At 68.0% G+C, this 25,153-nt stretch carries 23 protein-coding genes and 1 pseudogene; 19 read left to right on the top strand and 5 right to left on the bottom strand.

The features are described 5' to 3' along the window. Nucleotides 1–13: 13 nt before the first annotated feature. From treS to QE388_RS16885, 5 genes are all read left to right on the top strand, one after another. A complete protein-coding gene (gene treS, locus QE388_RS16905) occupies nucleotides 14–2,296 on the top strand; it encodes a maltose alpha-D-glucosyltransferase (RefSeq protein ID WP_373426627.1) in 2,283 nt (760 codons plus the stop codon). 46 nt (nucleotides 2,297–2,342) lie between these two features. Beyond that, nucleotides 2,343–2,669: a hypothetical protein gene (locus QE388_RS16900; protein WP_307386629.1), complete on the top strand. Its 327-nt coding sequence runs from the start codon at nucleotides 2,343–2,345 to the stop codon at nucleotides 2,667–2,669. Beyond that, the gene (locus QE388_RS16895) at nucleotides 2,670–2,891 is read left to right on the top strand and encodes a hypothetical protein (RefSeq protein WP_307386627.1); all 222 of its coding nucleotides are present in this window, start codon (nucleotides 2,670–2,672) and stop codon (nucleotides 2,889–2,891) included. It abuts the gene before it with no gap. Nucleotides 2,892–2,970: 79 nt separating this feature from the next. After that, nucleotides 2,971–4,590: a cell wall metabolism sensor histidine kinase WalK gene (locus tag QE388_RS16890; RefSeq protein ID WP_275801546.1), complete on the top strand. Its 1,620-nt coding sequence runs from the start codon at nucleotides 2,971–2,973 to the stop codon at nucleotides 4,588–4,590. Continuing rightward, nucleotides 4,587–5,744: a diguanylate cyclase domain-containing protein gene (locus QE388_RS16885; protein ID WP_307386625.1), complete on the top strand. Its 1,158-nt coding sequence runs from the start codon at nucleotides 4,587–4,589 to the stop codon at nucleotides 5,742–5,744. The genes QE388_RS16890 and QE388_RS16885 overlap by 4 nt, the downstream gene beginning before the upstream one ends. 3 nt (nucleotides 5,745–5,747) lie before the next feature. Here QE388_RS16885 and QE388_RS16880 read toward each other — a convergent pair whose 3' ends face one another. Then, nucleotides 5,748–6,116: a response regulator transcription factor gene (locus tag QE388_RS16880; RefSeq protein ID WP_275801548.1), complete on the bottom strand. Its 369-nt coding sequence runs from the start codon at nucleotides 6,114–6,116 to the stop codon at nucleotides 5,748–5,750. Nucleotides 6,117–6,217: 101 nt separating this feature from the next. On the opposite strand from QE388_RS16880, the gene coaE reads away from it, so the two are divergent. The 3 genes from coaE to QE388_RS16865 all read left to right on the top strand — a co-directional run bounded on the left by coaE (nucleotide 6,218) and on the right by QE388_RS16865 (nucleotide 9,387). After that, entirely contained in the window at nucleotides 6,218–6,820 is a 603-nt protein-coding gene (coaE, locus tag QE388_RS16875) for a dephospho-CoA kinase (protein WP_275801549.1), read from the top strand. A gap of 64 nt (nucleotides 6,821–6,884) precedes the next feature. Beyond that, nucleotides 6,885–8,954 carry an excinuclease ABC subunit UvrB gene (gene uvrB / locus QE388_RS16870; RefSeq protein ID WP_058596842.1) on the top strand — a complete coding sequence of 690 codons (2,070 nt, stop codon included), beginning with the start codon at nucleotides 6,885–6,887 and terminating at the stop codon, nucleotides 8,952–8,954. A gap of 25 nt (nucleotides 8,955–8,979) precedes the next feature. Next, nucleotides 8,980–9,387, top strand: coding sequence for a VOC family protein (locus QE388_RS16865; RefSeq protein WP_307386623.1), 408 nt, complete (start codon nucleotides 8,980–8,982; stop codon nucleotides 9,385–9,387). Nucleotides 9,388–9,441: 54 nt separating this feature from the next. Here the strand turns inward: QE388_RS16865 and QE388_RS16860 are convergent, their stop codons facing one another. Next, on the bottom strand, nucleotides 9,442–9,678 hold the full coding sequence (locus QE388_RS16860; RefSeq protein WP_307386620.1) for a hypothetical protein: 237 nt from the start codon (nucleotides 9,676–9,678) through the stop codon (nucleotides 9,442–9,444). A gap of 36 nt (nucleotides 9,679–9,714) precedes the next feature. Between QE388_RS16860 and QE388_RS16855 the strand changes: the two genes are divergently transcribed. From QE388_RS16855 to QE388_RS16805, 11 genes are all read left to right on the top strand, one after another. Further along, nucleotides 9,715–10,143: a MarR family winged helix-turn-helix transcriptional regulator gene (locus QE388_RS16855; protein ID WP_275801552.1), complete on the top strand. Its 429-nt coding sequence runs from the start codon at nucleotides 9,715–9,717 to the stop codon at nucleotides 10,141–10,143. 100 nt (nucleotides 10,144–10,243) lie between these two features. Beyond that, nucleotides 10,244–13,213: an excinuclease ABC subunit UvrA gene (uvrA, locus tag QE388_RS16850; RefSeq protein WP_307386618.1), complete on the top strand. Its 2,970-nt coding sequence runs from the start codon at nucleotides 10,244–10,246 to the stop codon at nucleotides 13,211–13,213. Nucleotides 13,214–13,216: 3 nt separating this feature from the next. Then, on the top strand, nucleotides 13,217–15,160 hold the full coding sequence (gene uvrC / locus QE388_RS16845) for an excinuclease ABC subunit UvrC (RefSeq protein ID WP_307386616.1): 1,944 nt from the start codon (nucleotides 13,217–13,219) through the stop codon (nucleotides 15,158–15,160). A gap of 29 nt (nucleotides 15,161–15,189) precedes the next feature. Next, on the top strand, nucleotides 15,190–16,068 hold the full coding sequence (gene rapZ, locus QE388_RS16840) for an RNase adapter RapZ (RefSeq protein WP_275801555.1): 879 nt from the start codon (nucleotides 15,190–15,192) through the stop codon (nucleotides 16,066–16,068). A 47-nt stretch (nucleotides 16,069–16,115) separates the two neighbouring features. Next, nucleotides 16,116–17,093, top strand: coding sequence for a DNA-binding protein WhiA (whiA, locus tag QE388_RS16835; protein WP_058596649.1), 978 nt, complete (start codon nucleotides 16,116–16,118; stop codon nucleotides 17,091–17,093). A 231-nt stretch (nucleotides 17,094–17,324) separates the two neighbouring features. Then, on the top strand, nucleotides 17,325–17,951 hold the full coding sequence (locus QE388_RS16830) for a superoxide dismutase (protein WP_058596648.1): 627 nt from the start codon (nucleotides 17,325–17,327) through the stop codon (nucleotides 17,949–17,951). 104 nt (nucleotides 17,952–18,055) lie between these two features. Continuing rightward, nucleotides 18,056–19,066, top strand: coding sequence for a type I glyceraldehyde-3-phosphate dehydrogenase (gene gap / locus QE388_RS16825; protein WP_275798644.1), 1,011 nt, complete (start codon nucleotides 18,056–18,058; stop codon nucleotides 19,064–19,066). A 6-nt stretch (nucleotides 19,067–19,072) separates the two neighbouring features. Continuing rightward, nucleotides 19,073–20,287, top strand: coding sequence for a phosphoglycerate kinase (pgk, locus tag QE388_RS16820; protein ID WP_307386612.1), 1,215 nt, complete (start codon nucleotides 19,073–19,075; stop codon nucleotides 20,285–20,287). Then, the gene (tpiA, locus tag QE388_RS16815; protein ID WP_307386610.1) at nucleotides 20,278–21,066 is read left to right on the top strand and encodes a triose-phosphate isomerase; all 789 of its coding nucleotides are present in this window, start codon (nucleotides 20,278–20,280) and stop codon (nucleotides 21,064–21,066) included. The genes pgk and tpiA overlap by 10 nt, the downstream gene beginning before the upstream one ends. Nucleotides 21,067–21,180: 114 nt before the next feature. Then, nucleotides 21,181–21,429 (top strand): preprotein translocase subunit SecG, encoded by a 249-nt coding sequence (gene secG / locus QE388_RS16810; RefSeq protein WP_013586744.1) that lies wholly within the window; start codon nucleotides 21,181–21,183, stop codon nucleotides 21,427–21,429. A gap of 1 nt (nucleotide 21,430) precedes the next feature. Further along, complete coding sequence (locus QE388_RS16805) at nucleotides 21,431–21,784, top strand: RNA polymerase-binding protein RbpA (protein ID WP_013586743.1); 354 nt, start codon at nucleotides 21,431–21,433, stop codon at nucleotides 21,782–21,784. 82 nt (nucleotides 21,785–21,866) lie between these two features. On the opposite strand, the gene pgl is transcribed toward QE388_RS16805, so the two are convergent. The 3 genes and pseudogenes from pgl to zwf form a co-directional block, all read right to left on the bottom strand. After that, nucleotides 21,867–22,658: a 6-phosphogluconolactonase gene (pgl, locus tag QE388_RS16800; RefSeq protein ID WP_307386607.1), complete on the bottom strand. Its 792-nt coding sequence runs from the start codon at nucleotides 22,656–22,658 to the stop codon at nucleotides 21,867–21,869. Further along, nucleotides 22,655–23,602, bottom strand: a complete 948-nt coding sequence (locus QE388_RS16795; RefSeq protein ID WP_307386605.1) for a glucose-6-phosphate dehydrogenase assembly protein OpcA — start codon at nucleotides 23,600–23,602, stop codon at nucleotides 22,655–22,657. The genes pgl and QE388_RS16795 overlap by 4 nt, the downstream gene beginning before the upstream one ends. Beyond that, a pseudogene (gene zwf / locus QE388_RS16790) lies at nucleotides 23,599–25,150 on the bottom strand (glucose-6-phosphate dehydrogenase). Before zwf ends, QE388_RS16795 begins: the two are co-directional and overlap by 4 nt. Nucleotides 25,151–25,153: the final 3 nt, after the last annotated feature.

Raw genomic sequence — 25,153 nt, 5'->3', positions numbered from 1 at the left:
AGGGAGGTTCCGAGTGGACGATGCGGACGAGCGCACCGTGGTGGATGACGTGACGGACGCCGAGGTGCAGGAAGCGACCGACGAAACGGTCGAGACCGCCGCGGAGATCAGTTACGACGAGCAGCGCTATCCGGCGCGTCCTCGCCGCCTCCGCCCGCGCGACCAGTTCCGCGGAGGCACACTGCGGCGGTTCCTGACCGACCCGCGCAACGCGAACGGTGGCAATCCCTCCTACGTCGAGTGGCTCGTTCGGCAGTCCATGCTGAAGGACGCGGACGTGCTCAGCCGTCAGCTGTCGGGGCAACCGTCCATGTGGCGCAATCCGTACGCTCGCCCGGATGCCCGCCGGGCGATCGAGTCGACGGACGTGTGGTTCACCGCCTACCCGATCTCACTGATCACGAGGCCGGGGGAGTCGTTCCTCGATGCGCTCGGTGATGAGGCGCTGTGGGAAGCGTTCGAGTGGGTCGGGATCAACGGCATCCACACTGGACCGGTCAAGCGCGCGGGCGGCATCACGGGGTGGCAGGAGACACCGAGCGTCGACGGCCACTTCGACCGCATCAGCACGCAGATCGATCCCGATTTCGGAGACGAGAACGCCTTCCGACGCGTTGCCGACGTGGCGGACGCACACGGCGGGAGCGTCATCGATGACATCGTCCCGGGCCACACCGGCAAGGGAGCCGACTTCCGGCTCGCGGAGATGGCGTACAAGGACTATCCGGGCATCTACCACATGGTCGAGATCCCCCGCGAGGACTGGGGTCTGCTCCCCGAGGTCCCCGCGGGTCGTGACTCGGTCAACCTCGACGCCGAGACCGAGCGGGAGCTCAGCAAGCGCGGATACATCATCGGCGAGTTGCAGCGCGTGATCTTCTATACGCCCGGGGTCAAGGAGACCAACTGGAGCGCGACCGCACCGGTGCTGGGAACCGACGGCATGGAGCGGCGATGGGTGTACCTCCATTACTTCAAGGAGGGGCAGCCCTCCATCAACTGGCTGGACCCGACGTTCGCGGGAATGCGCCTCGTGATCGGTGACGCTCTCCACTCCCTCGGTGATCTCGGGACGAGCGCCCTTCGGCTCGACGCCAACGGCTTCCTCGGCGTCGAGAAGAGCGCTGAGGGTCTGCCCGCGTGGTCGGAGGGCCATCCGCTCTCGCACGCGGCGAACCACATCATCGCCGGGATGGTGCGCAAGGTCGGCGGCTTCACGTTCCAGGAGCTCAACCTCACGATCGAGGACATCCGAGACACGGCGGCGGTCGGTGCGGATCTCTCCTACGATTTCGTCACTCGGCCGGGATACCACCACGCATTGGCGACGGCGAACACCGAGTTCCTGCGGCTGGCCCTCACGACATCCCTCGAGATCGGCGTGGAGCCGGCGCAGCTCGTGCACGGCATGCAGAACCACGACGAGCTGACCTATGAGCTCGTGCACTGGGCGACGACCCACCACGACACGGTGTATCCGTTCCGGCACGGCGAGGCGACCGGAGCAGAGATCGCGGAGATGGTTCGCGCGGAACTCACCGAGAAGCTCACCGTGAACGCGGACTACAACCTGGTCTTCACCCAGAACGGGATCGCCTGCACGACCGCCTCGCTCATCGCGGCGACGCAGGGACGCGCGACACTGGCGGAGATCACCGACGACGACGTCCCTGCGATCCGCGACGCTCATCTGCTCCTGGCCAAGTACAACTCGTGGCAGCCGGGGGTGTTCGCCCTGTCGGGCTGGGATCTCACGGGCTCCCTGACGCTTCCCGCCGACGACGTGCGTCATCTCATCGCGTCGGGCGACACGCGGTGGATAGAGCGTGGAGCGCACGACCTGCTCGATGTCGCACCGGATGCCAGCGGTTCCGCCTCGGGGATGCCGCGCGCCCGCTCCCTGTACGGCTCGTTGACCGCACAGCAGAACGACTCCTCGTCGTTCCTCTCCGGTCTGCGCGACGTGTTGAGGATCCGTACCGAGAGCGGGATCGCGGTGGCATCCCAGGTGGACATCCCGCAGGTCGGTCACCCGAGCATGCTGGTCATGGTCCACCGTCTCGACGGGGGAGACCGTCGCCGCGAGGACGCTCCCTTGCAGATCACGGTTCTCAACTTCTCGGGTGAGACGATCGAGGGAACGGTACGGTCCGAGTGGCTGGTGCCCCAGAGCACGGCTGTCGACGCCGCCACGGGCGATGTCGTCGGTCGCGTCGACGAGCTACAGAGCTTCGCCCTCGAGCTCGCGCCCTACGCAGGACTCTTCCTGGTGATGGAGGATGCTCCCGCAGAGTGAGGATGCCGCCGGGAACGATGTCGGAGGCGACGTCTACGGTGAGGCCATGGCCTCCATCGTTTGCGTCGCCTCCGGCTGCGCGTCACCCGTCGAGGACGGGGCTCCGCTCGACCTCTGCGGTTGGCATCTCGCCGTGGCGGCGGACTGGGCGGGTTCACGCGATGGCGTCACCGACGTGCTGCCGTCGCCGTGCCGCCTCTGCGGCTCCCGGCTCGGTGTCCGGTGGCCGAGCGGATGGCTCTGCGCCGTCTGCGAATGGCGTGTCGGTGATGCGGTGGACGATGAGCTCCCCGCCCCACGCGTCGACGTCGTCTACTACCTCCGTTTCGAAGACCGGGTCAAGATCGGCACGACCTCGCAGCCTCGACATTGATTGCGAGCGATCTGGCACGACCAGCTGCTCGCGTTCGAGCGCGGCGACCGCCAGGTGGAACGTCGCAGGCACGAGCGGTTCGCGGACGAGCGTTTCGCGCGGACGGAGTGGTTCCGGCTGAGCGATGCCCTCTCATCTCACATCGACGAGCTGCGCGCCGGCGTCGACGACCCGTGGTCGCTGTTCGCACGGTGGGTGAGCGAAGCCACCGCGCGCCGCTGAGCGGCCAGAAGCCACCGCGCGACCCGCCGTATCGCGGGGAGGCGCGCGGTGAGCGGATGTGCGCGCTATGGTCAGGGCCATGCCGGGCACGTCACTCACCGAGCGACTCGGGATCCACCGAAGCATCCTCTCCAATCAGGCGCTTCTTCTTGCGGCGACCCTTCTCCTGGTGGTCTCGTCCTCGGTGCTCGGCCAGGTGCGCGACGTCGGGCTCTTCACCGTCTGCGTAACGGTGATCTTCGGGGGAGCCATCCTCGCGATCCTCGCCCCGTGGCGATCGCTGCCCTCGTGGGCTCTCGGGCTCGTGCCGGTCATCGACATGATCGCGATCGCCGCCCTGCGTGAGAGTGCTCCCCTCGCCGGTGTCGGTCTGCTCTGGGCCTTCCCCGCCATCTGGATCGGATCGACCTTCGGGGTCGGGGGAGTCGTCGCCGTTCTCATCGGCGTCTCCGCGATCGTTCTGTTCCAGCTCGTCAACGACGACGAACAACGCCTTACAGCGGCGACGTTCGTCTTGCCCTTCTCCGTCGTGGCGCTGTCGGCCCTGGCACACTCGACGGCGCGTCGGGCACGAGCGCAACGCGCCCTGCTCGAGAAGCAGTCGGCCGAGCTTCGTCGCTCCGTCGAGCGGGCGCGGCGGCAGGAAGACCTCGTCACCGAGGTGCTCGACGCCGTGGACTTCGGTGTCATCCGCGTCACCCGCGAGGGCGACCTCGCCGTGACGAACGAAGCTCACGCTCGGCTGCAAGCCACCGTGGACGTTCTGGGCGAGCCGATCGCGGCCTACGCTGCGGACGGCACCACCCCTGTCCCGCCGAACGAGACCCCCCTGGCCCGAGCGCGCGCCGGAGAACTGTTCGAGGGCGAGCTCGTCTGGTTCGGTGCGCCGGGACAGGACCGGCGTGCGTTGAGCGTCACGGCGCGACGACTGTCCTCGGGGACGGACGCGGATGAGAGCACGATCGTGGTCTCACGGGACGTGACGGCCGAGGAGCAGGCGCTGCGAGCGCGCGACGATCTCGTCGCCAGCGTCTCGCACGAACTCCGTACCCCGCTCACCTCGATCATCGGCTACCTCGATCTCGCTCTCGACGACCCCGGTATCGACGCGGAAACGCGCGATCGTCTGGAGGTCGCTGAGCGCAACGCCACGCGTTTGAGGGAGCTGGTCGCCGACATCCTGGCGATGTCCGCCTCCTCTCGCCAAGGTGCGGAGTTCGATCTCATTCCCGTGGACACCGACATCGCGACGATCGTTCGTGCGGCGGTGGAGTCCCAGCAGCCACGCGCGGCGGATCATGGCATCCGGATCGATTCGTCCGGGGTGAGACCCGGGATCGCGCACGTCGATCCGCGACGCTTGCGTCAGATCGTCGACAACCTCTTGTCGAACGCCATCAAGTACAACGTCCGCGGAGGGACGGTCACGGTCGCCGTGGAAATCGGCGCCACGTCCGTGCAGATCGCGGTCGCCGATGACGGGCCGGGAATCTCGCGGTCCGAGCAGGGGAGAGTCTTCGATCGCTTCTTCCGCGGCGATGCAGTGCGGAACTCGTCCACTCACGGCAGCGGGCTGGGGCTGGCGATCAGCCGCGACATCGTCCGCGCGCATGGAGGCGAGATCACGGTGAGCTCGGCCCTCGGCAGCGGCTCGACCTTCATCGTGCGCCTGCCGCGCAAGCAGGGGAGCGCGACATGATCCTCGATTCGGTGACTCTCCAAGTCGCTGCATTCCTCGTCATCCTCATCTCGGCGGTGATGTACGTCCTGGACACGCTCATGCTGAAAGACGGCAGCCCGGGCAGGTACTGGTCGGCCGCCTACCTGAGCGGCTGTCTCTCGGCCCTGTGCTACCTCATCGGGCTCGTCCTGCCCGGCGCATACATCGCCGTCGCGATCGGCAACGGGGTGTTCGTCGGGGCCACGGGGTTCATCTGGCTGGGTTGTCTTTCGTTCAACGGGCGGCCGATGCTCGTGCCCGTGATCGTCTGGGCCGCGGCGGTCGTGGCGGTGGCGGTCGCCGCCCTCGCGGCGGGTCCGGATGGGGGAACCTGGGCCGGCTCGGTGCCGTTCTTCCTGGGGAATGCGCTGTTCGGTGCGCTCGGTGCCATCGAGACCCGGCGCGGGGCCGTCCGTGGACGGTGGAGCGCCGGGGGACTGACCGTGATCATGGCGATCGAGTCGGTCTGGTTCGCGGCGCGGGCCGTGGTCTTCATCGCTCTCGGACCGGACAGTGCCCTTTTCCGTGCCGTCTTCGACACGCGCGTGGCGTCGCTCCTGACCATCGTCCTCGTCGTCGCGGCCGTCATCGTGACGTCGACCCTGCGGTCGAGCGAATCGGCCTTCCGCGGTCATGTCGCCGCTCGAAACCTGACGGTCGACGGTGACGGCATCCTGTTCCGCGATTCGTTCCGCGGGGCCTTGGGCATCCTGCTGACGCGGGCGCGTGCGGCGGAGGAGGATCCGTGCGTCGTCTGCCTGCGAATCGACGACCTCCGGCGCGTGGCCATGGCGTTCGGCCCCGAAGAAGCGGACGCCATTCTCCGCGCGTTTCGCGCGGCCGCCCGACGGCATGCTCCGACGATGGCCCTGGTTGGGGAGACGGACACGACCGGGATCACGGTGGCTTTCATCACGACGAGCGTCACCGACGTGAGCCGCGTTGCACGGTCGCTTCGCGATCGCGTCGTGGCCGATGTCGCGGCTCTCCAGACATCCGTCGCTCCCGTCGTGGGTGCGGGCGTCGCCCTCGCCGGCCAGGTCGGATTCGACGCCGAGCGGCTCATCGAAGCGGCGGATGCGGCGGCAGCGGAGGCGGTCCTGACGGGGCGGCAGCCGTTCGGGCTCGCCTGAGAGTCAATCGCCTTCGACGAGCATCCGCACGCGTTCGCGGAGCTCGCGAGGACGGAACGGCTTGGTGAGGTAATCGTCCGCGCCGGCGTCGCGGCCCTCCCGCTCCTCCGTCTCGTCGGCCCGGGCGCTCACCATGAGAATGCGCGTGTTGCTGAATCCACGGATGCGCCGCGCCGTTTCGAAGCCGTCGATACCCGGCATGCTGACGTCGAGGGTCGTCACCGCGGGGTCGTGACGAGCGACCAGCTCGATGCCGTCCAAGCCGCTGGACGCCGCGTGCACCACGTACCCCGCCTGCTCGAGGACAGCGACGACCAGCGACCGGATATCGGCATCATCTTCGATGACGACCGCGAGCATCGGGTTCGGCATGATCGGACTTCCGCGGGGTGGGGCGAGAAAGCCACTGCGCGGCTCCCCTCGAAATGCTAGACCACCGTTCGTGCTCGGCGGGTGTGTGGCATCCTCGACAGGTGCCCCTCCTCGCTCTCACCGGCGGCATCGCGTCGGGAAAATCGACCGTCGCCGCCATGCTCCGAGACCGCGGAGCTGTCGTCGTGGATGCCGACGCCATCGTGCGCGACGTGCAGGCCCCCGGGTCGCCCGTTCTCGCGTCGATCGTCGACGAGTTCGGCTCCGCCGTCCTGTCGGCCGACGGACAGCTCGACCGGCCGGCTCTGGGGGCGCTCGTGTTCGGTCATCCCGAGCGCCTCGCGGCACTGAACACGCTCGTCCACCCCGCTGTCCGACGCGAGTCGGAGCGGAGGTTCCGCGACGCTCTGGCGGCGGATCCTGCGGCGGTCGTCGTCTACGACGTCCCGCTGCTCGCCGAAGCGCGCGGCGGCGACTCGTGGGACCTGGTGGTCGTGACGCACGCGCCCGAGGAGCTTCGCGTCCGACGCCTCGTCGAGAATCGCGGGCTGAGCGAGGACGACGCCCGGGCGAGGATCAGGTCTCAGGTATCCGATGAGGATCGACTCGCGCTCGCGGATGTCGTGATCGACACGACCGCGGATGTGGCGGACACCCGGCGTCAGGTCGACGACCTCTGGCAGCGGATCGTGCCCTCGCACTGACGGCGTTCGTGGTGGGCGAACGCAAGCCGCCCCCGATGTCGGAGGCCCCGCCTACGCTGGAATCATGCAGGCCACGCGATCCGTTCGTCCCTTCGAGGTCATCAGCGAGTACAGCCCCTCCGGCGACCAGCCGCAGGCGATCGCCGACCTCGCCGCGCGCATCAACGCCGGTGAGACCGACGTCGTGCTCCTCGGCGCCACCGGCACCGGCAAGTCCGCTACGACCGCCTGGCTGGTGGAGCAGGTCCAGCGTCCGACACTCGTCCTGGCGCACAACAAGACCCTCGCGGCGCAGTTGGCGAACGAATTCCGCGAGCTTCTGCCGAACAACGCGGTCGAGTACTTCGTCTCGTACTACGACTACTACCAGCCAGAGGCGTACGTCCCCCAGACCGATACGTTCATCGAGAAGGACTCGTCGATCAACGCCGAGGTCGAGCGCCTGCGTCACTCGACGACGAATTCGCTCCTGTCGCGCCGCGACGTGGTGGTCGTGTCGACGGTGTCGTGCATCTACGGCCTGGGTGCGCCCGAAGAGTATCTGCGCGCGATGGTGGCTCTGCAGGTGGGGGAGCGTTACGACCGCGACGCGCTCATCCGCAAGTTCATCTCGATGCAGTACAACCGCAACGACGTCGATTTCTCGCGAGGCAATTTCCGCGTGCGCGGCGACACGATCGAGATCATCCCGGTGTACGAGGAGTACGCCATCCGTATCGAGATGTTCGGCGACGAGATCGAGGCGCTCTACACGCTGCACCCGCTGACGGGCGACGTCATCGAGAAGATGGATTCCGTCCCGATCTTCCCTGCGTCTCACTACGTCGCCGGCACGGAGACGGTCCAGCGCGCGATCGGCACCATCGAGCACGAGCTCGAAGAGCGTCTGAAAGAGTTCGAGTCGCAGGGCAAGCTGCTGGAGGCGCAGCGACTGCGCATGCGCACGACCTTCGACCTCGAGATGCTGCAGCAGCTCGGCTTCTGCTCCGGTATCGAGAACTACTCGCGGCACATGGACGGCCGCGTGGCGGGCGAGCCGCCGCACACGCTGCTCGACTTCTTCCCCGACGACTTCCTGCTCGTGATCGATGAGTCCCACGTGACGGTTCCCCAAATCGGTGCCATGTACGAGGGCGACGCGTCCCGGAAGCGCACCCTCGTCGAGCACGGGTTCCGGCTCCCGAGCGCGATGGACAATCGGCCCCTCCGCTGGGACGAGTTCAAAGAGCGCGTCGGACAGACCGTCTACCTCTCGGCGACGCCGGGGCGCTATGAGATGGGAATCGCCGACGGGGTGGTCGAGCAGATCATCCGACCGACCGGCCTCGTCGACCCCGAGATCATCGTCAAGCCGTCGAAGGGACAGATCGACGATCTCCTCGAAGAGATCCGTGTCCGGGTCGAACGAGACGAGCGCATCCTCGTCACGACACTGACGAAGAAGATGGCCGAGGAGCTCACCGACTTCCTCGGCGAGCACGGTGTCCGCGTCCGGTACCTGCACTCCGATGTCGACACCCTCCGCCGCGTGGAGCTTCTCACCGAGCTCCGCGCCGGTGTGTACGACGTGCTCGTCGGCATCAACCTCCTCCGTGAGGGTCTCGACCTTCCCGAGGTCTCGCTCGTCGCGATCCTCGACGCCGACAAGGAAGGCTTCCTGCGCAGCGGAACGTCGCTCATCCAGACCATCGGGCGCGCGGCCCGCAATGTGTCGGGCGAGGTGCACATGTACGCCGATAAGATCACCGATTCGATGCGCAACGCGATCGACGAAACCGAGCGCCGCCGCGAGAAGCAGATCGCCTACAACAAAGAGCACGGGATCGATCCCCAGCCTCTGCGCAAGAAGATCGCCGACATCACCGAGGTCCTGAACCGTGAGGCGACCGACACCAAGAAGCTCCTGTCGCGCAACGACAAGGGCGCCAAGGGCAAGTCGCCGACGCCGCAGCTCCGACGCACGGGTATCGCCGCCGAAGGGGCGGATCAGCTCGAGTCCACGATCGCTGACCTGACGCAGCAGATGCTCGCCGCCGCCGCCGAGCTGAAGTTCGAGCTTGCCGGGCGGCTGCGTGACGAGGTGCAGGATCTCAAGAAGGAGCTCCGAGCGATGGAGCGGGCCGGACACGCCTGATCGGGGGACCGAGATGCAGCAGCGCATGACGCTCGTGACGCTCGGTGTCGGAGACCTCGGCAGGGCGATCGCCTTCTCCTCGAGTCTCGGGTGGACGCCACATCCGACGTCCGTCGAGGGCGAGGTGGCGTTCTTTGATCTCGGCGGAATGGTGCTTGCGCTGTGGGACCGACACAAGCTCGCCGCGGACTCCGGCGTTTCAGACAGCGGCGGGTGGGGAGGCGTGACGCTCGCGCACAACGTCCGTGACAGCGAAGAGGTCGAAGCGATCCTCGACTCCGCGGTCGCCCGCGGTGCCACGCTCGCTCGGGCGGGAGCGGCGACTCCCTGGGGCGGGTATTCCGGAGTCTTCGTCGACCCGGACGGTCACCCGTGGGAGATCGCGGTCAACCCCGGTTGGCCGCTCGATGAGGACGGTCGACCGCAGCTCTGACCGGCGGTGCTCCGCGGTGACCGGCGGTCAGAGCCGCGTCGGCCCGCGCATCTTTCAGGGGCAGTGGAGGAGGGGTTTCGGACCTGTCCGATCGACCGAGTGCTCCGCCATCGCGTGTCCGCAGAGCGGGCAGGGGCGTCCGGTGCGGACAGGCTCCGGGTCGGTTTCGTAGGGGCCGACCGATGCCGGGCCCGCGACGCGGATCAGCCGAGAGTTGAGGTACTGGTACCAGCCGCCGGCTTCGCGCACGCGGTCGCGCAACGGCGGCCGATCGGCATCCTTTCGTGTCATGATTATTAGTGTACTAACTATTTTGAGAGAGGGCGCATGGACGATCTGCTCAAGCTGGAGAATCAGGTGTGCTTCGCGCTGGTCACCGCTGCGCGCAACGTGGTGTCGATCTATCGCCCGGTGCTCGAGCCCCTGGGCCTGACGCACCCCCAGTACCTCGTGATGCTGGCACTGTGGGAGGAGGCTCCGCGATCGCTCGGCGCCCTGGCGGCGGAGCTGGCGATGGAACCGGCCACCCTGTCGCCGTTGGTGAAGCGCCTGGAGGCGCAAGGGCGGGTGGTACGCACCCGCCGTGCCGACGACGAGCGGATGCTCGACATCGCCCTCACGGAGGAGGGTGCGGCGCTGCGCGCCGCGGCGCTCGAGGTGCCCGGAAAGATCATGGCGCGCGTCGGCATCGACGAACACGCGCTCGTTGCTCTCCGTGACGGGCTGGCGCCATTCGCCGGTCGGCCCCGCGACTGACATCGATCTCGAGGGGCCCGCCAGGGCGAGAACCTTCGCACATCCGTGCGCCCCGGGCGAACCCGGGACCGATGTCGGAGGCCCGACCTAGACTTAACAGGTGCCCATCGTTCCCGTCGTACCCGCCCCGTCCTCGGCCCCTTCCGGCTCCAGCGGAAAGCTCAGCGTCCGTGGCGCTCGCGTCCACAACCTGAAGGACGTCGACCTCCACATCCCCCGTGATTCGCTCGTCGTCTTCACCGGCCTTTCGGGTTCGGGCAAGTCGAGCCTCGCGTTCGACACGATCTTCGCCGAGGGCCAGCGTCGCTACGTCGAGTCGCTGAGCGCGTACGCGCGCCAGTTCCTCGGACAGGTCGATCGCCCCGACGTCGACTTCATCGAAGGGCTCAGCCCCGCAGTCTCGATCGACCAGAAGTCGACCAACCGCAACCCCCGGTCGACGGTCGGCACGATCACCGAGATCCACGACTACATGCGCCTCCTGTGGGCGCGCATCGGTGTGCCGCACTGTCCCGAGTGCGGTGCGCGGATCCAGCGGCAGACCGTCCAGCAGATCGCCGACCAGCTCATGGAACTGCCGGAGCGCACTCGCTATCAGATCGTCGCTCCCGTCGTGACGCAGAAGAAGGGCGAGTTCGTCGACCTGTTCAAGGAGCTGAGCGCGAAGGGCTACGCGCGCGCCGTGGTCGACGGCGAGCTCGTCCAGCTCTCCGAGCCGCCCACGCTGAAGAAGAGCTACAAGCACGACATCGCCGTGGTGGTCGACCGGCTGGTGGCATCCGGTGACAACCTCAGCCGGGTGACCGACTCGGTCGAGACCGCCATGGGCCTTGCCGGCGGCATCATGCAGGTGAACTTCGTCGACGAAGAGGGCGACGACGCCTGGCAGTCGTTCTCCGAGAAGCTCGCGTGTCCGAACGGGCACCCGCTGCAGCTCACCGAGATCGAGCCGCGTACCTTCTCATTCAACGCTCCGTTCGGCGCGTGTCCCGTGTGCTCGGGCCTCGGCACGCGCATGTCGGTCGATGTCGACCTGATGCTGGGCGACGAAGAGCTGTCGATCCGCGACGGTGCGATCCTGCCGTGGACCACGCAGGGCAAGGGCCTGTTCCAGTACTACGAGCGGCTGCTCGAGGGTCTCGCCCGCGACCTGGACTTCTCGCTCGACACTCCGTGGAAAGACCTCTCGCACGACGTGCAGCAGGCGGTGCTGCGCGGAGAGAACTACAAGGTCACGGTCAAGTGGAAGAACCGCTACGGCCGCGAGATGCGCTACTCGTCCGGCTTCGAGGGCGTCGTCCCCTACATCGAGCGTCAGTATCTCCAGGCCGAGTCCGACGCGCAGCGCCAGCGGTGGTCGGAGTACCTTCGCGAGGTGCCGTGTGCGGTGTGCGACGGCGACCGCCTGAAGCCCGAGGTGCTCGCGGTGCTCGTCGACAACACGTCGATCGCGGCAGCGTCGCGTATGAGCCTGGCCGACGCGCGCGAGTTCTTCTCGAAGCTCACGCTGACCGACCGCGAGGCGACCATCGCCGCGGCGGTGCTGCGCGAGATCCGCGCGCGCCTCGACTTCCTGCTGCAGGTAGGCCTCAACTACCTCAGCCTCGGTCGCGCCGCCGGCACCCTGTCGGGCGGTGAGGCGCAGCGCATCCGCCTCGCCACGCAGATCGGCTCCGGCTTGACCGGCGTGCTCTACGTGCTCGACGAGCCCTCGATCGGTCTGCACCAGCGTGACAACCGTCGCCTCATCCAGACGCTCGAGACCTTGCGCGACCTCGGCAACACGCTGATCGTCGTCGAGCACGACGAAGAGACCATCCACGCGGCCGACTGGGTCGTCGACATCGGCCCTCGGGCCGGGGTCGATGGAGGAAACGTCGTGCATTCCGGGCCGCTCGCCGAGCTCCTGGACGACGAGCGGTCCCTCACCGGCGCGTACCTCTCGGGCCGCCGCGCGATCGAGGCGCCGAAGAAGCGGCGCAAGATCGACAAGAAGCGTCAGGTCACCGTCGTGGGTGCCCGCGAGAACAACCTGCAGAACGTCACGGTCGACTTCCCCCTTGGGGTGCTGACGTCGGTGACCGGCGTGAGCGGTTCCGGCAAATCGACGCTGGTGAACGGCATCCTGTACGAGGTCCTCGCCTCAAAGCTCAACGGGGCACGCCGCGTACCGGGTAAGCACACCCGCGTCACGGGTCTCGACAACCTCGACAAGGTCGTTCACGTCGACCAGGCGCCGATCGGTCGCACCCCGCGCTCGAACCCGGCCACCTATACGGGTGTGTTCGACCGTATCCGGAGCCTGTTCGCCGAGACGCCCGAGGCGAAGGTGCGCGGCTATCAGGCCGGGCGCTTCAGCTTCAACGTCAAGGGCGGTCGCTGCGAGGCCTGTTCGGGTGACGGCACGCTGAAGATCGAGATGAACTTCCTTCCCGACGTCTACGTCGACTGCGAGGTGTGCCACGGCAAGCGGTACAACCGCGACACGCTCTCGGTGCACTACAAGGGCAAGAACATCGCCGAGGTGCTCGAGATGCCGATCTCGGAGGCCGCGGAGTTCTTCGAGCCCATCCAGGCGATCCACCGTTACCTCAAGACCCTCGTCGACGTCGGCCTGGGGTACGTGCGTCTGGGACAGTCGGCGACGACGCTGTCGGGCGGCGAGGCGCAGCGCGTCAAGCTCGCCACCGAACTCCAGCGTCGCAGCAACGGGCGATCGATCTACGTGCTCGACGAGCCGACCACGGGTCTGCACTTCGAAGACGTCTCGCTGCTGTTGAAGGTGTTGAACGGACTCGTCGACAAGGGCAACACGGTCATCGTCATCGAGCACAACCTCGACGTCATCAAGAGCAGCGACTGGGTGATCGACCTCGGTCCCGAGGGCGGTGCAGGCGGAGGCACGATCGTCGCGACCGGCACGCCCGAGCAGGTCGCCAAGGTCGAGGCGAGTCACACGGGGGCCTTCCTGGCCGAGCTCCTCGAGACCGGACGCACGGGCACGCAGCGCAACACGGCGGCGCCGGCCGACCGCGCCCGGGAGCCGGAGCTGGCCGGCCAGGGGGTCTGAGTCGTGGCATCCCGAGAACGGGTGTCGCACCTGCCGTACCGGCCGAAGCCGGGCGAGATCCCCACGAACCCGGGGGTCTACCGATTCCGCGATGCCGAGGGGAGAGTGCTCTACGTCGGCAAGGCCAAGAACCTCCGGGCGCGCCTGTCGAACTACTTCGCCCCCCTGCATTCGCTGCACGAGCGCACGCGCCGCATGGTGACCACCGCGGCGAGCGTGGAGTGGACGGTCGTCCCGAGCGACGTCGACTCGCTCCAGCTCGAGTACATGTGGATCAAGGAGTTCGATCCGCCGTTCAACGTGAGGTACAAGGACGACAAGTCGTACCCCTACATGGCGATCACCCTCGCCGATGAGGCCCCTCGCGTCATCGTGACGCGCAATCACAAGATCCGCGGGGCCAAGTACTTCGGGCCGTACCCGAAGGTGTGGGCCGTCCACGACACCATCGACCTGATGATCAAGGTCTTCCCGATCCGCACGTGCAGCGACTCGTCGTACAAGAAGGCGATGCAGTCGGGGCGGCCGTGCTTCCCCGGCCAGATCGGCCGTTGCGGCGGACCTTGCTCGATGAAGGTGACCATCGAGGAGCACCGCGCGATCGTCGACGACTTCGTCGCGTTCATGTCGGGCGGCGATCAGCGCTTCGCCAAGCAGCTGACAGCACGCATGAAGGAGGCGTCCGCGGCGATGGACTACGAGTCGGCCGCCCTGTACCGCGACCGCCTGCAAGCGATCGAGGCCGTGCTCGGCAAGAGCGCCCTCGTGCTCGCGTCCGACACCGACGCCGACCTGTTCGGTATCGCCGAAGACGAGCTCGCGGCGACCGTGCAGCACTTCGTCGTCCGGGGCGGCCGCGTGCGCGGTGTCCGCGCGACGACGATCGAGAAAGAGATCGACATCTCGGGCGCCGACCTCGTCGACCAGGTGCTGCAGCGCACCTACGGAGACGCGGATGCCACCGACATCCCGCGTCAGGTCCTGGTTCCCGAGCTGCCCGACGACGCCGATCAGCTGGAGGCCTGGCTGCGGGAGCGGCGAGGCCGCCCCGTCACCCTGCAAGTGGCCCAGCGGGGTCGGAAGGCCGACCTTCTGAAGACTGCGACGCTGAACGCGCAGCAGGCGCTCATGCTGCACAAGACGCGCCGTACGAGCGATTATGTGGCCCGTTCGCAGGCGCTCACCGACCTCCAGGAGGCCCTCGGCCTCGCCGAGGCGCCGTTGCGCATCGAGTGCTTCGACGTCTCGCACCTCTCCGGCACGAATGTCGTGGCATCCATGGTCGTGTTCGAGGACGGCCTCCCGCGCAAGGATCAGTACCGGTCCTTCGGGGTGGCGGAGACGACGGACGACACCGATTCGATGTACCAGGTGCTCACCCGACGGCTCGCGTACCTCGACCGGCCCGAAGAGAACGAGCCCGAGACGATCGGGGGAGCGATCGTCGCCGCTCCGGACTCTGCGGAAGCGACCGCCGACGGCGAGGTGGTCACGGCGCGCAAGCGACCGCGCTTCGCTTATCGGCCCCAGCTGCTGGTGGTCGACGGCGGGCAGCCGCAGGTCGCCGCCGCCGCACGGGCGCTCGCCGATGCGGGACACGAAGAGATCGCGCTCTGCGGCATCGCGAAACGCCTCGAAGAGGTCTGGCTGCCCGGGGAGGAGTACCCGGTGATCCTGCCGCGCACGTCGGAGGCGCTGTACCTGCTGCAGCGCCTGCGCGACGAGGCGCACCGGTTCGCCATCGTCCACCAGCGCAAACGGCGTAAGCGCGACATCACGAGCGTGCTGGCCGAGGTCCCCGGTCTCGGCGACACCAGGATCAAGGCACTGCTTCGGCATTTCGGCTCGGTCACGGCTCTCAAGAACGCCACGCCCGACGAGATCACGGCGCTTCCCGGTATCGGTCCGGCTCTGGCCGAGGCGATCCACGCGCACCTGTCTCGATAGGCTGGATTCGACGACGGGAGGCGACCGCGATGGAACCGGGGCGTGACGAACCAGGGGACGTGCTGATCGTCACGGGCATGTCGGGAGCCGGTCGCTCGACCGTGGCGAACGCCCTCGAAGACCTCGACTGGTACGTCGTCGACAACCTCCCCCCGCAGATGCTGCGCCCTCTGCTCGAGCTTGCAGAATTGGCCGGTGGGGCCGTGCCGAAGGTCGCGGTGGTGGTGGATGTGCGCGGGCGCACGCTGTTCAGTGACCTGCCCGAAGCGCTGCGGTCGTTGCAGGCCGGTCGTCAAGTGCGGCTGGTGTTCCTCGACGCCTCCGATGCGGTGCTCGTCCGGCGGTTCGAAGCCGTCCGCCGTCCGCACCCGCTGCAGGGGGAGGGGACGATCCTCGACGGTATCCGCCGCGAACGCGACCGCCTCGCCCCGGTACGGGAAGCGGCCGACATCGTCATCGACACGTCGATGTTCAATGTGCACCAGCTGTCTCTGCGCGCGGTGCAACTCTTCGGTGAAGAGGGAGCGGCGCGTCACACCGTGACGCTGATGAGCTTCGGTTTCAAGTACGGGCTGCCGCCCGACGTCGATCTGGTCGCGGACATGAGGTTCCTGCCGAACCCGTTCTGGAACGAGGAGCTGCGCCCGCTCACGGGAGAAGATCCCGCCGTGCGGGCGAACGTTCTGGGGCAGGAGGGAGCCACGGAATTCCTCGAGGCGTATGCGGCGGCGCTGCGCCCGGTGCTCGAGGGATACCAGCGCGAGAACAAGCGCCACTCGGTCGTGGCCATCGGGTGCACGGGCGGGAAGCACCGGTCGGTGGTCATGTCCCGTGAGCTGGCTGAGCGTTTGGAGGAGATCCCGGGGGTGGCCGTTCGCGTGGCTCACCGCGACCTCGGCCGCGAGTAGGCTGTACCCTCGTCCCCCGCCCCCACCCCCCCGAACCGAGGAGTACCGTGCCGCTGACCGCCGACGTGAAGGCCGAGCTCATCACCGTCCGCGACCCGCGCCCCACCGCGCGCGTCGCGGAGCTCACGGCCATCCTGCGCTTCTCCGGCGGACTGCACTCCATCGCCAATCGCGTCGCGGTGGAGGCCGAGCTCGACTCCGATGTCCTCGCCCGCCGCGTCGCCCGCGACCTCGTCGAGCTGTACGGCGTCCGTCCCGAACTTCACCACGTGCAGGGATCCGGCGGGCGCACGGGCGGCTACTACGCGGTGCGCGTCATCGAGGCGGGCGAAACGCTCGCGCGCCAGACCGGCCTCCTCGACCAGCGCCGTCGTCCCGTTCGCGGACTCCCGAACAAGCTCACGACCGGATCGCGACCCGACCTGAGCGCGATCTGGCGCGGCGCCTTCCTCGCGAGCGGCTCGCTGAGCGATCCCGGCCGCTCCGCAGCGCTCGAGATCTCGTGCCCCTCGTCCGAGGCGGCGATGGCGCTCGTCGGTGCGGGTCACCGCATCGGCATCCCCGCGAAGGCTCGCGAGGTGCGCGGAGTCCCGCGCGTCGTCGTCCGCGACGGCGAGGCGATCCGCGGTGCGCTCTACGAGATGGGCGCTCGTCGCACGGCGGGGGAGTGGGATCAGATGCGCCAGCGCCGCGAGGTGCGCGCGGGCGTCAACCGTCTTGTGAACTTCGACGACGCCAACCTCCGTCGCTCCGCGCAAGCCGCGGTGGCCGCCTGCGCCCGCGTCGAGCGCGCCCTCGAGATCCTCGGTGACGAGGTGCCCGAGCACCTCCAGCAGGCGGGTGAGCTCCGCCTCGCTCACCGCGACGCGAGCCTCGACGAGCTCGGTCACCACGCCGATCCGCCGCTGACGAAGGACGCCGTCGCCGGCCGCATCCGCCGCCTGCTGGCCATGGCCGATAAGAAGGCCGAAGTCGAGGGCATCCCCGGCACCGAAGCCGCTGTTCCCGTCGGCATCGAGGGCTGAGCGCGCGTCGAGTTCTCGCGGCACGCAGGGCGTCGGATGCCACGCCTCCGGCATCCGTCATCATCCGCGTTGCGGTCGTGCGACGCGCCCGGGAGAGCTATCTTCCGTCATGCGGGGAAGCAACCCCGTGGGTGCGGCGTTACCCGTCACTAGGATGAAAAAGTCACCCTCGCTGCACGCCGTTTCTCGCGTTGAGGCGTCCGTGCTGCGACCGATCCGGAAGTAGAGACCATGGCGAAGTACACACTGCCCGAACTCCCCTACGACTACGCCGCGCTGGAGCCGCACATCAGTGCGACGATCATGGAGCTGCACTACAGCAAGCACCACCAGACGTACGTGAACGGCGCGAACGCCACCCTCGACCTGCTCGCGGAAGCGCGTGAGAAGGGCGACTTCGCCAACATCAACCGCCTGCAGAAGGATCTCGCCTTCAACCTCGGCGGCCACACGAACCACTCGATCTTCTGGACGAACCTCTCGCCCAACGGCGGCGACAAGCCGACCGGCGACCTCGAGGCCGCGATCGACGACCAGTTCGGTTCGTTCGACGCCTTCCGGGCGCAGTTCACGGCCGCGGCCCTCGGCGTGCAGGGTTCGGGCTGGGCGGGTCTGTTCTGGGACTCGATCGGCCAGAACCTGCTCATCCAGCAGTTCTTCGACCAGCAGGGCCAGATCGTCGCCGGCACCGTGCCGCTGCTGCTGCTCGACGTCTGGGAGCACGCCTACTACCTCGACTACAAGAACGTCCGCGCCGACTACGTGAAGGCGTTCTGGAACATCGCGAACTGGGCCGACGCTCAGGAGCGCTTCGCCGCTGCCCGTGAGAAGACCACGGGTCTGCTGGTACTGTCGTAAACGGTGCGGGCGTCCCGGTGGGACACCCCACCGGGACGCCGTTGTCCGCTAGCGAACACCGCAATCACGCGCTTCTCGCGCACAACTGATTCAGGAGATATTCCGTGACCGTCAAGATCGGAATCAACGGCTTCGGCCGTATCGGACGCAACTACCTCCGCGCGGCTCTCGCGCAGGGTGCCGACCTCGAAATCGTGGCGGTGAACGACCTCACCGACAACAAGACCCTCGCGCACCTCCTCAAGTACGACTCCGTGGGCGGCGTGCTCGCCGAGGACGTCTCGTACACCGAAGACTCCATCACCGTCGGCGACAAGACCATCAAGGTCTTCGAAGAGCGCGACCCGGCGAACCTCCCCTGGGGCGAGCTCGGCGTCGACATCGTCATCGAGTCGACCGGTCGCTTCACCAAGGCGGAAGACGCCAAGAAGCACGTCGCCGGTGGCGCCAAGAAGGTCCTCATCTCGGCTCCGGCCACGGGTGACGACGCCACGATCGTCATGGGTGTGAACGAAGAGACGTACAACCCCGAGACCGACGTCATCATCTCGAACGCCTCGTGCACCACGAACTGCCTCGCCCCGCTGGCGAAGGTATTCAACGACGCCTTCGGCATCGAGCGTGGCTTCATGATGACCGCTCACGCGTACACCGCCGACCAGAACCTGCAGGACGGTCCGCACAGCGACCTCCGTCGTGCCCGCGGCGCCGCGATCAACATCGTCCCCGCCTCGACCGGTGCGGCCAAGGCCATCGGCCTCGTGCTCCCCGAGCTCAACGGCAAGCTCAGCGGCTCGTCGTACCGCGTTCCGGTCCCCACCGGCTCGATCGTCGACCTCACCATCGTCACGCCCACCGAGGGCCTGACCGCCGACCAGATCAACGCCGTGTACAAGCAGGCCGCTGCCGAGGGTCGCCTCAACGGCATCCTGCAGTACACCGAGGACCCGATCGTCTCGAGCGACATCCAGGGCAACCCGCACTCGTCGATCTTCGACGCGGAGCTGACCAACGTCAGCGGCAACCTCGTCAAGGTGTCGTCGTGGTACGACAACGAGTGGGGCTACTCGAACCGCCTCGTCGACCTCACCGAGTACGTCGCCGAGCGCCTGTAACCCTTCATGGCTCTGCGCACCCTCGATTCGCTGGGGTCGCTCGCCGGCACGCGCGTCATCGTCCGTTGTGACCTGAACGTTCCTCTCAAGGATGGCGTCATCACGGACGATGGCCGCGTGCGGGCGTCGCTGCCGACTCTCAACGCACTGATCAACGCCGGCGCGCGTGTGGTCGTGTGCTCGCACCTGGGCCGTCCCGACGGCGCGCCCGACCCGAAGTACTCGCTCGAGCCGGTCGCGCAGCGCCTCTCCGAGCTGCTCGGCCAGCCCGTCGCGTTCGCACGCGACACGGTGGGCGAGTCGGCTCAGGATGCCGTGGCCGCTCTGGAGAACGGTGAGGTCGCCGTCATCGAGAACCTCCGCTTCAACGCGGGGGAGACCTCGAAGGACGAGACCGAACGCCAGGCGTTCGCCCGGGAGCTCGCCCGTCTCGGCGACGCTCTCGTGTCGGACGGCTTCGGTGTCGTGCACCGCAAGCAGGCGAGCGTCTACGACCTCGCCCAGATCGTGCCGTCCGCCGCGGGCCTTCTCATCCAGAAGGAACTCGAGGTCCTCGACCGCCTGACCGAGAACCCCGAGCGTCCGTACACGGTCGTCCTCGGCGGCTCGAAGGTCAGCGACAAGCTCGGGGTCATCGAGCACCTGCTCCCGCGCGTCGACAAGCTTCTCGTCGGCGGCGGGATGATGTTCACCTTCCTCGTCGCCGAGGGGCACAAGGTCGGTTCGAGCCTGCTCGAGCAGGACCAGATCGACACGGTGAAGGGCTACCTCGCCACGGCGCGGGAGCGCGGCGTCGAGATCGTGCTTCCGGTCGACGCCGTGGTCGCGGCCTCGTTCTCGGCGGACGCCGAGCACGTCGTGGCCGATGCCGACAAGCTGGAGGACACACCCTTCGGCGCGTCCGGCCTGGGCCTCGACATCGGTCCTCGCACGGCGGAGCTGTTCGCCGACGCGATCCGCGGATCCCGCACCGTCTTCTGGAACGGCCCGATGGGCGTGTTCGAGATGAAGGCGTTCGAGGCCGGCACCAAGACCGTCGCGCAGGCGCTCACCGAGGTCGACGGTCTCAGCGTCGTCGGCGGCGGCGACTCCGCGGCTGCCGTGCGACAGCTCGGCTTCGCGGACGACCAGTTCGGTCACATCTCCACCGGTGGCGGTGCCAGCCTGGAGTTCCTCGAAGGTAAGAAGCTCCCCGGACTGGAGGTCCTCGGATGGCAGTGACCAGAACCCCCCTCATCGCCGGCAACTGGAAGATGAACCTCGACCACCTGCAGGCGGTCGCGTTCGTCCAGAAGCTGCACTGGACGCTGAAGGAAGCGAAGCACGAGAACGGCAGTGTCGAGGTGGCGGTCTTCCCGCCCTTCACCGACCTGCGGACCGTGCAGACTCTCCTGGATGCCGACAAGATCGAGTTCGCTCTCGGCGGTCAGGACCTGTCCGCCCACGACTCCGGTGCGTACACCGGTGAGATCTCGGGTCAGTTCCTCGCGAAGCTGAACGCGCGCTACGTGATCATCGGTCACTCGGAGCGCCGCCAGTTCCACAACGAGACCGACGAGGTCGTCGCGGCCAAGACCCAGGCGGCTCTCCGTCACGGTCTCGTCCCGGTGATCTGCGTGGGTGAGACGTCGGAAGACCTCGAGAAGTTCGGCGCGAGCGCCGTGCCCGTGGGCCAGCTCGAGGTCGCGCTCGAAGGCGTGGCATCCGATGCCGACATCGTCGTGGCGTACGAGCCGGTCTGGGCCATCGGCTCGGGCCAGGCGGCAACGCCCGACCAGGCGCAGGAGGTCTGCGCGAAGCTTCGCGCCGTCGTGGCAGACAAGCTCGGTGCCGACGCGGCAGCGCGCACGCGCGTGCTCTACGGCGGGTCAGTCAAGTCGAACAACATCGCCGCGTTCATGCGCGAGCCCGATGTGGACGGCGCCCTGGTCGGTGGAGCGAGCCTCGTCGTCGATGAGTTCGCCGCGATCATCCGCTACCAGAAGCACGTCGGGGTCTGACCCCGTACCGGATGCCCGCGGCGCTTCGTCGCGGGCATCCGTGTGTCCGCCCCGCCTCCCCGTATACTTGACGCTTGTGCGGCCGACCAGGTCGCTCGCGAAAGGCTTTCGACAGTGCAGATTCTCGAGTTCGTCCTGCAGGTGCTGCTGGGCGTCACCAGCCTCCTGCTGACCCTGCTGATCCTGCTCCACAAGGGTCGCGGTGGCGGTCTCTCCGACATGTTCGGCGGCGGGATGAGTTCCGCCCTCGGCTCGTCCGGACTCGCGGAGCGCAACCTCAACCGTTTCACGATCGTGCTCGCGCTGGTGTGGTTCGTCACCATCGTCGGCCTCGGTCTGCTGACCAAGTTCGCGGAGATCTGACATGGCTACTGGCGGCAACGCGATTCGCGGCTCCCGGGTGGGCGCCGGCCCCATGGGTGAGCAGGACCACGGTTTCCACGCCGATCGCGTCGCGGTCTCGTACTGGGACGCCCTCGGTAACGAGACGGTGCGGTACTTCGCCGCCGGGATCCCGGACGACGAGATCCCCGAGACCATCGACTCACCGCACTCCGGCCTCCCCGCCGGCCGCGACAAGAACAACCCTCCGGCTCTCGCGAAGTCCGAGCCCTACAAGACGCACCTCGCGTACGTGAAGGAACGCCGCACCGACGAGGAAGCGGCGTCGCTCCTCGACGACGCGCTGCAGCAGCTGCGCGAGCGCCGCGGTCAGTAACGCCCGAGCGACGCTTCGCCGTAACGAGAAGAGACCGAATGCCATCGGCATCCGGTCTCTTTCGTGTTCACCGCGTGAAGGATCAGTACTCGCGGTCGATGAGCTGCGGGGGAACCTGATCGGCGGCGGACTCGTCCACGAAGAACGCGGTGCGGCGGCGACCCTTGGCGCCCGCGGCGGGGACGCTCCGGTAGCTCGCGCCGGCGAGGGCGAGACCGAGTGCGGCGGCCTTGTCGGCCCCGGCGATGACCATCCACACCCGCTTCGACGAGTTGATGACCGGTCGCGTCAGCGACACACGGTCGCTCGGCGGCTTGGGGGAGTCGCGCACGGGCACCGTCGCGCGATCTGTCACCGAGATCTCGGAACGGTCGGGGAAGAGCGAAGCGATGTGCGCGTCCGGCCCCACACCGAGGAAGCAGATGTCGAACGAGGGCCACGGGCCGGTCTCGCTGCGGTCGGAGGGGGCGAACTGCGCGAGCTCGTCCGCGTACGCGATGGCGGCGGCATCCAGGTCGAGACCCTCGTCCGACGACGCGACAGCGTGGATGTTCGCGGCGGGGATGTCGAGCCGGTCGAGGAACGCCTCGCGCGCCTGCTTCTCGTTGCGGTCGTCGGAGTCGCGCGGCACGAAGCGCTCGTCGCCGAACCAGAAGTGCACGAGCGACCAGTCGATCTCGGCGACGCGGGGGTCGCGCGCGGCGGTGCGCAGGACCGCGCCGCCCATCGTTCCCCCCGTGAGGCACACGTGCATGCGCTTCCCCTCGGCGACACGCTTGACGATGCGGTTCACGAACCGCGTCGCGACGTAGTCCGCGAGGGTGTCGGGGTCGCGCTTGATGATGACGCGCTTCGACGCACCGTTCTCGCTCATGCGTCGCTCCGCTCATCCGCCGTGCGCAGAAGGTGCGCGCACTCGGTGATGACGCGGCCGTAGAGCACGTCGGGGTCGAGGCGACGGAGCTCCTCGGCGAGGCACTCGCGCAACGTCCGCCGCGGGAACGCGAGGTCGTGCGTGGGCTGGCCCGGCTGGGTCAGCACGGCGACCGCGGGTTCGGGTCGTTCGAGGAGCGTGTTGCCGCTCTCGCGGGTCAGACGGACCGACTTGATGCCGGTAGCCCACTCCTCTTCCGACAGGTAGGTGTAGTCGACGGGAGCCTCGAGCTTGAGGCCGAGCCAGGCGGCGAGCAGAGCGGTGGAGGGGGAGTCCGCCGCACCCTTGACCTCGATGGCCGTGACCGGCTCGTACGGGGGCTGGTCGAGCACCGCCGCGAGCTGCTCACGCCACCGCGTGAGACGCGTCCAGGCGAAGTCGGTGTCTCCGGGCGCGTAGTGCTCGCCCAGGCGGGCGACCCAGGCGGCAGGATCCTCCTGCGACGAAGCGTCGGTGATGCGCCGCTGCGCGATGCGCCCGATCGCCGACCTCGAGGGGTTCTCGGGGGCGTCGGCGGGCCACCACGCCACGACGGGCGCATCCGGGAGGAGAAGCCCGGTGACCAGGCTCTCGGCGTTGGAGCCCGCGGCGCCGTGGGCGCGCAGCACCACGACCTCGCTCGCGCCGGCGTCTCCGCCGACGCGGATCTGCGCGTCGAGACGGGGAGCCTCGTCTTCGTCCCCGAAGAGCACGGCGATGACGCGCATCGGGTGCTCGCGCGAGGCGTCGTTCGCGGCCTCGATGACCTCTTCCTCGGCACCGTGGTGGGTGACGATGATGAGGGTCAGGACGCGCCCGAGAGCGACGGCTCCGCCTTCTTCGCGGACGCTGACGAGCTTCTTCGAGATCGCGCTGACGGTGGTGTCGGGCAGGTCGATGATCACGGGCGCCTCCAGGTGCGGCCGTCGCGGGCGAGGAGCTCGTCGGCGGACGACGGGCCCCACGATCCGGGCGAGTACTGTTCGAGCGGACCGCCCTGGGCGGCCCAGAACTCCTCGATGGGGTCGAGGATCTTCCAGCTGAGCTCGACCTCCTCGTGGCGGGGGAAGAGCGGCGGGTCACCCAGAAGGACGTCGAGGATGAGTCGTTCGTACGCTTCGGGGCTCGCCTCGGTGAAGGCGTGGCCGTAACCGAAGTCCATCGTCACATCGCGCACCTGTGTGCCGTCGCCAGGGACCTTCGAACCGAAGCGGATCGTGACGCCCTGCGTCGGGCTGCACGCGGATGACGAGGGCGTTCTGCCCCAGTTCCTGCGTCTGGCTGCGCGAGAACAACTGCTGCGGCGCACGCTTGAAGACGACGGCCACCTCGGTCACGCGGCGTCCGAGACGCTTTCCGCTGCGGACGTAGAACGGCACGCCCGACCAGCGACGCGTGTTGATCTCGAGCTTGATCGCGGCGTAGGTCTCGGTGACCGATTCGGGGTTCATCCCGTCTTCCTCGAGGAAGCCGCGAACCTCTTCGCCGCCCTGCCAGCCGCCCGCGTACTGGCCGCGAGCGGTCGCCTCCGCGAGGTTCTCCGGGAGGCGGACGGCGGCGAGCACCTTCTCCTTCTCGGCACGCAGGTCGGCGGCGTTGAAGCTGATGGGCTCCTCCATTGCCGTGAGGGCGAGCAGCTGCAGGAGGTGGTTCTGGATGACGTCGCGAGCGGCGCCGATCCCGTCGTAGTAGCCCGCACGTCCACCCACGCCGATGTCTTCGGCCATGGTGATCTGGACGTGGTCGACGTAGTTGCGGTTCCAGATCGGCTCGTAGAGCTCGTTCGCGAAGCGCAGCGCCAGGATGTTCTGCACCGTCTCTTTGCCGAGGTAGTGGTCGATCCGGAAGATCGAGTCGGCCGGGAACGCGCTCTCGACGACTTCGTTCAGCGCGCGCGCCGAGGCGAGGTCGTGGCCGAAGGGCTTCTCGATGACGACGCGTCGCCACCCGCTCGTCTTGTCGGCGTCTCCGCCGACGAGGCCCGAGGCCTTGAGCTGCGTGGTGACGAGCGGGAACGCCTTCGGGGGGATCGACAGATAGTAGGCGTGGTTGCCCATCGTCCCGCGCTCCACGTCGAGACGATCGACCGTTTCGCGCAGACGCTGGAACGCCGCCGGGTCGTCGAACTCGCCCTGGACGAACCGGATGCCCTCGAGGAGCTCCTTCCAGGTCTCTTCGCGGAACTCGGTGCGGGCGTACTGCTTGACCGACTCGTAGACGACCTTCGCGAAGTCCTGGTCTTCCCAGTCCCGGCGCGCGAAGCCCACGAGAGCGAAGCCCGGGGGCAGGAGCCCGCGGTTGGCGAGGTCGTAGACCGCCGGCATGAGCTTCTTGCGCGACAGGTCTCCTGTCACGCCGAAGATGACGAGTGCGCTGGGGCCGGCGATCCGGCTCAGCCGGCGATCCTCGGGATCGCGGAGGGGGTTATGACCCGGGGTGATCTCTACGACCATGCT

The organism is Microbacterium sp. SORGH_AS_0969 (genome assembly GCF_030818255.1).
Lineage (GTDB): Bacteria > Actinomycetota > Actinomycetes > Actinomycetales > Microbacteriaceae > Microbacterium.
The sequence above is the reverse complement of the archived record's forward strand: the minus strand, read 5'-3'. Positions and strand labels throughout refer to the sequence as shown.

Excerpts from the sequence above, each read along its gene's own strand:
- pgk (WP_307386612.1), top strand. The coding sequence starts at position 19,073 with ATGGCTCTGCGCACCCTCGATTCGCTGGGGTCGCTCGCCGGCACGCGC.
- QE388_RS16885 (WP_307386625.1), top strand. The coding sequence starts at position 4,587 with ATGATCCTCGATTCGGTGACTCTCCAAGTCGCTGCATTCCTCGTCATC.
- QE388_RS16830 (WP_058596648.1), top strand. The coding sequence starts at position 17,325 with ATGGCGAAGTACACACTGCCCGAACTCCCCTACGACTACGCCGCGCTG.
- QE388_RS16880 (WP_275801548.1), bottom strand. The coding sequence starts at position 6,116 with ATGCCGAACCCGATGCTCGCGGTCGTCATCGAAGATGATGCCGATATC.
- QE388_RS16860 (WP_307386620.1), bottom strand. The coding sequence starts at position 9,678 with ATGACACGAAAGGATGCCGATCGGCCGCCGTTGCGCGACCGCGTGCGC.
- rapZ (WP_275801555.1), top strand. The coding sequence starts at position 15,190 with ATGGAACCGGGGCGTGACGAACCAGGGGACGTGCTGATCGTCACGGGC.
- QE388_RS16900 (WP_307386629.1), top strand. The coding sequence starts at position 2,343 with ATGGCCTCCATCGTTTGCGTCGCCTCCGGCTGCGCGTCACCCGTCGAG.
- QE388_RS16890 (WP_275801546.1), top strand. The coding sequence starts at position 2,971 with ATGCCGGGCACGTCACTCACCGAGCGACTCGGGATCCACCGAAGCATC.
- pgl (WP_307386607.1), bottom strand. The coding sequence starts at position 22,658 with ATGAGCGAGAACGGTGCGTCGAAGCGCGTCATCATCAAGCGCGACCCC.
- QE388_RS16805 (WP_013586743.1), top strand. The coding sequence starts at position 21,431 with ATGGCTACTGGCGGCAACGCGATTCGCGGCTCCCGGGTGGGCGCCGGC.
- uvrB (WP_058596842.1), top strand. The coding sequence starts at position 6,885 with ATGCAGGCCACGCGATCCGTTCGTCCCTTCGAGGTCATCAGCGAGTAC.
- QE388_RS16855 (WP_275801552.1), top strand. The coding sequence starts at position 9,715 with ATGGACGATCTGCTCAAGCTGGAGAATCAGGTGTGCTTCGCGCTGGTC.
- tpiA (WP_307386610.1), top strand. The coding sequence starts at position 20,278 with ATGGCAGTGACCAGAACCCCCCTCATCGCCGGCAACTGGAAGATGAAC.
- QE388_RS16865 (WP_307386623.1), top strand. The coding sequence starts at position 8,980 with ATGACGCTCGTGACGCTCGGTGTCGGAGACCTCGGCAGGGCGATCGCC.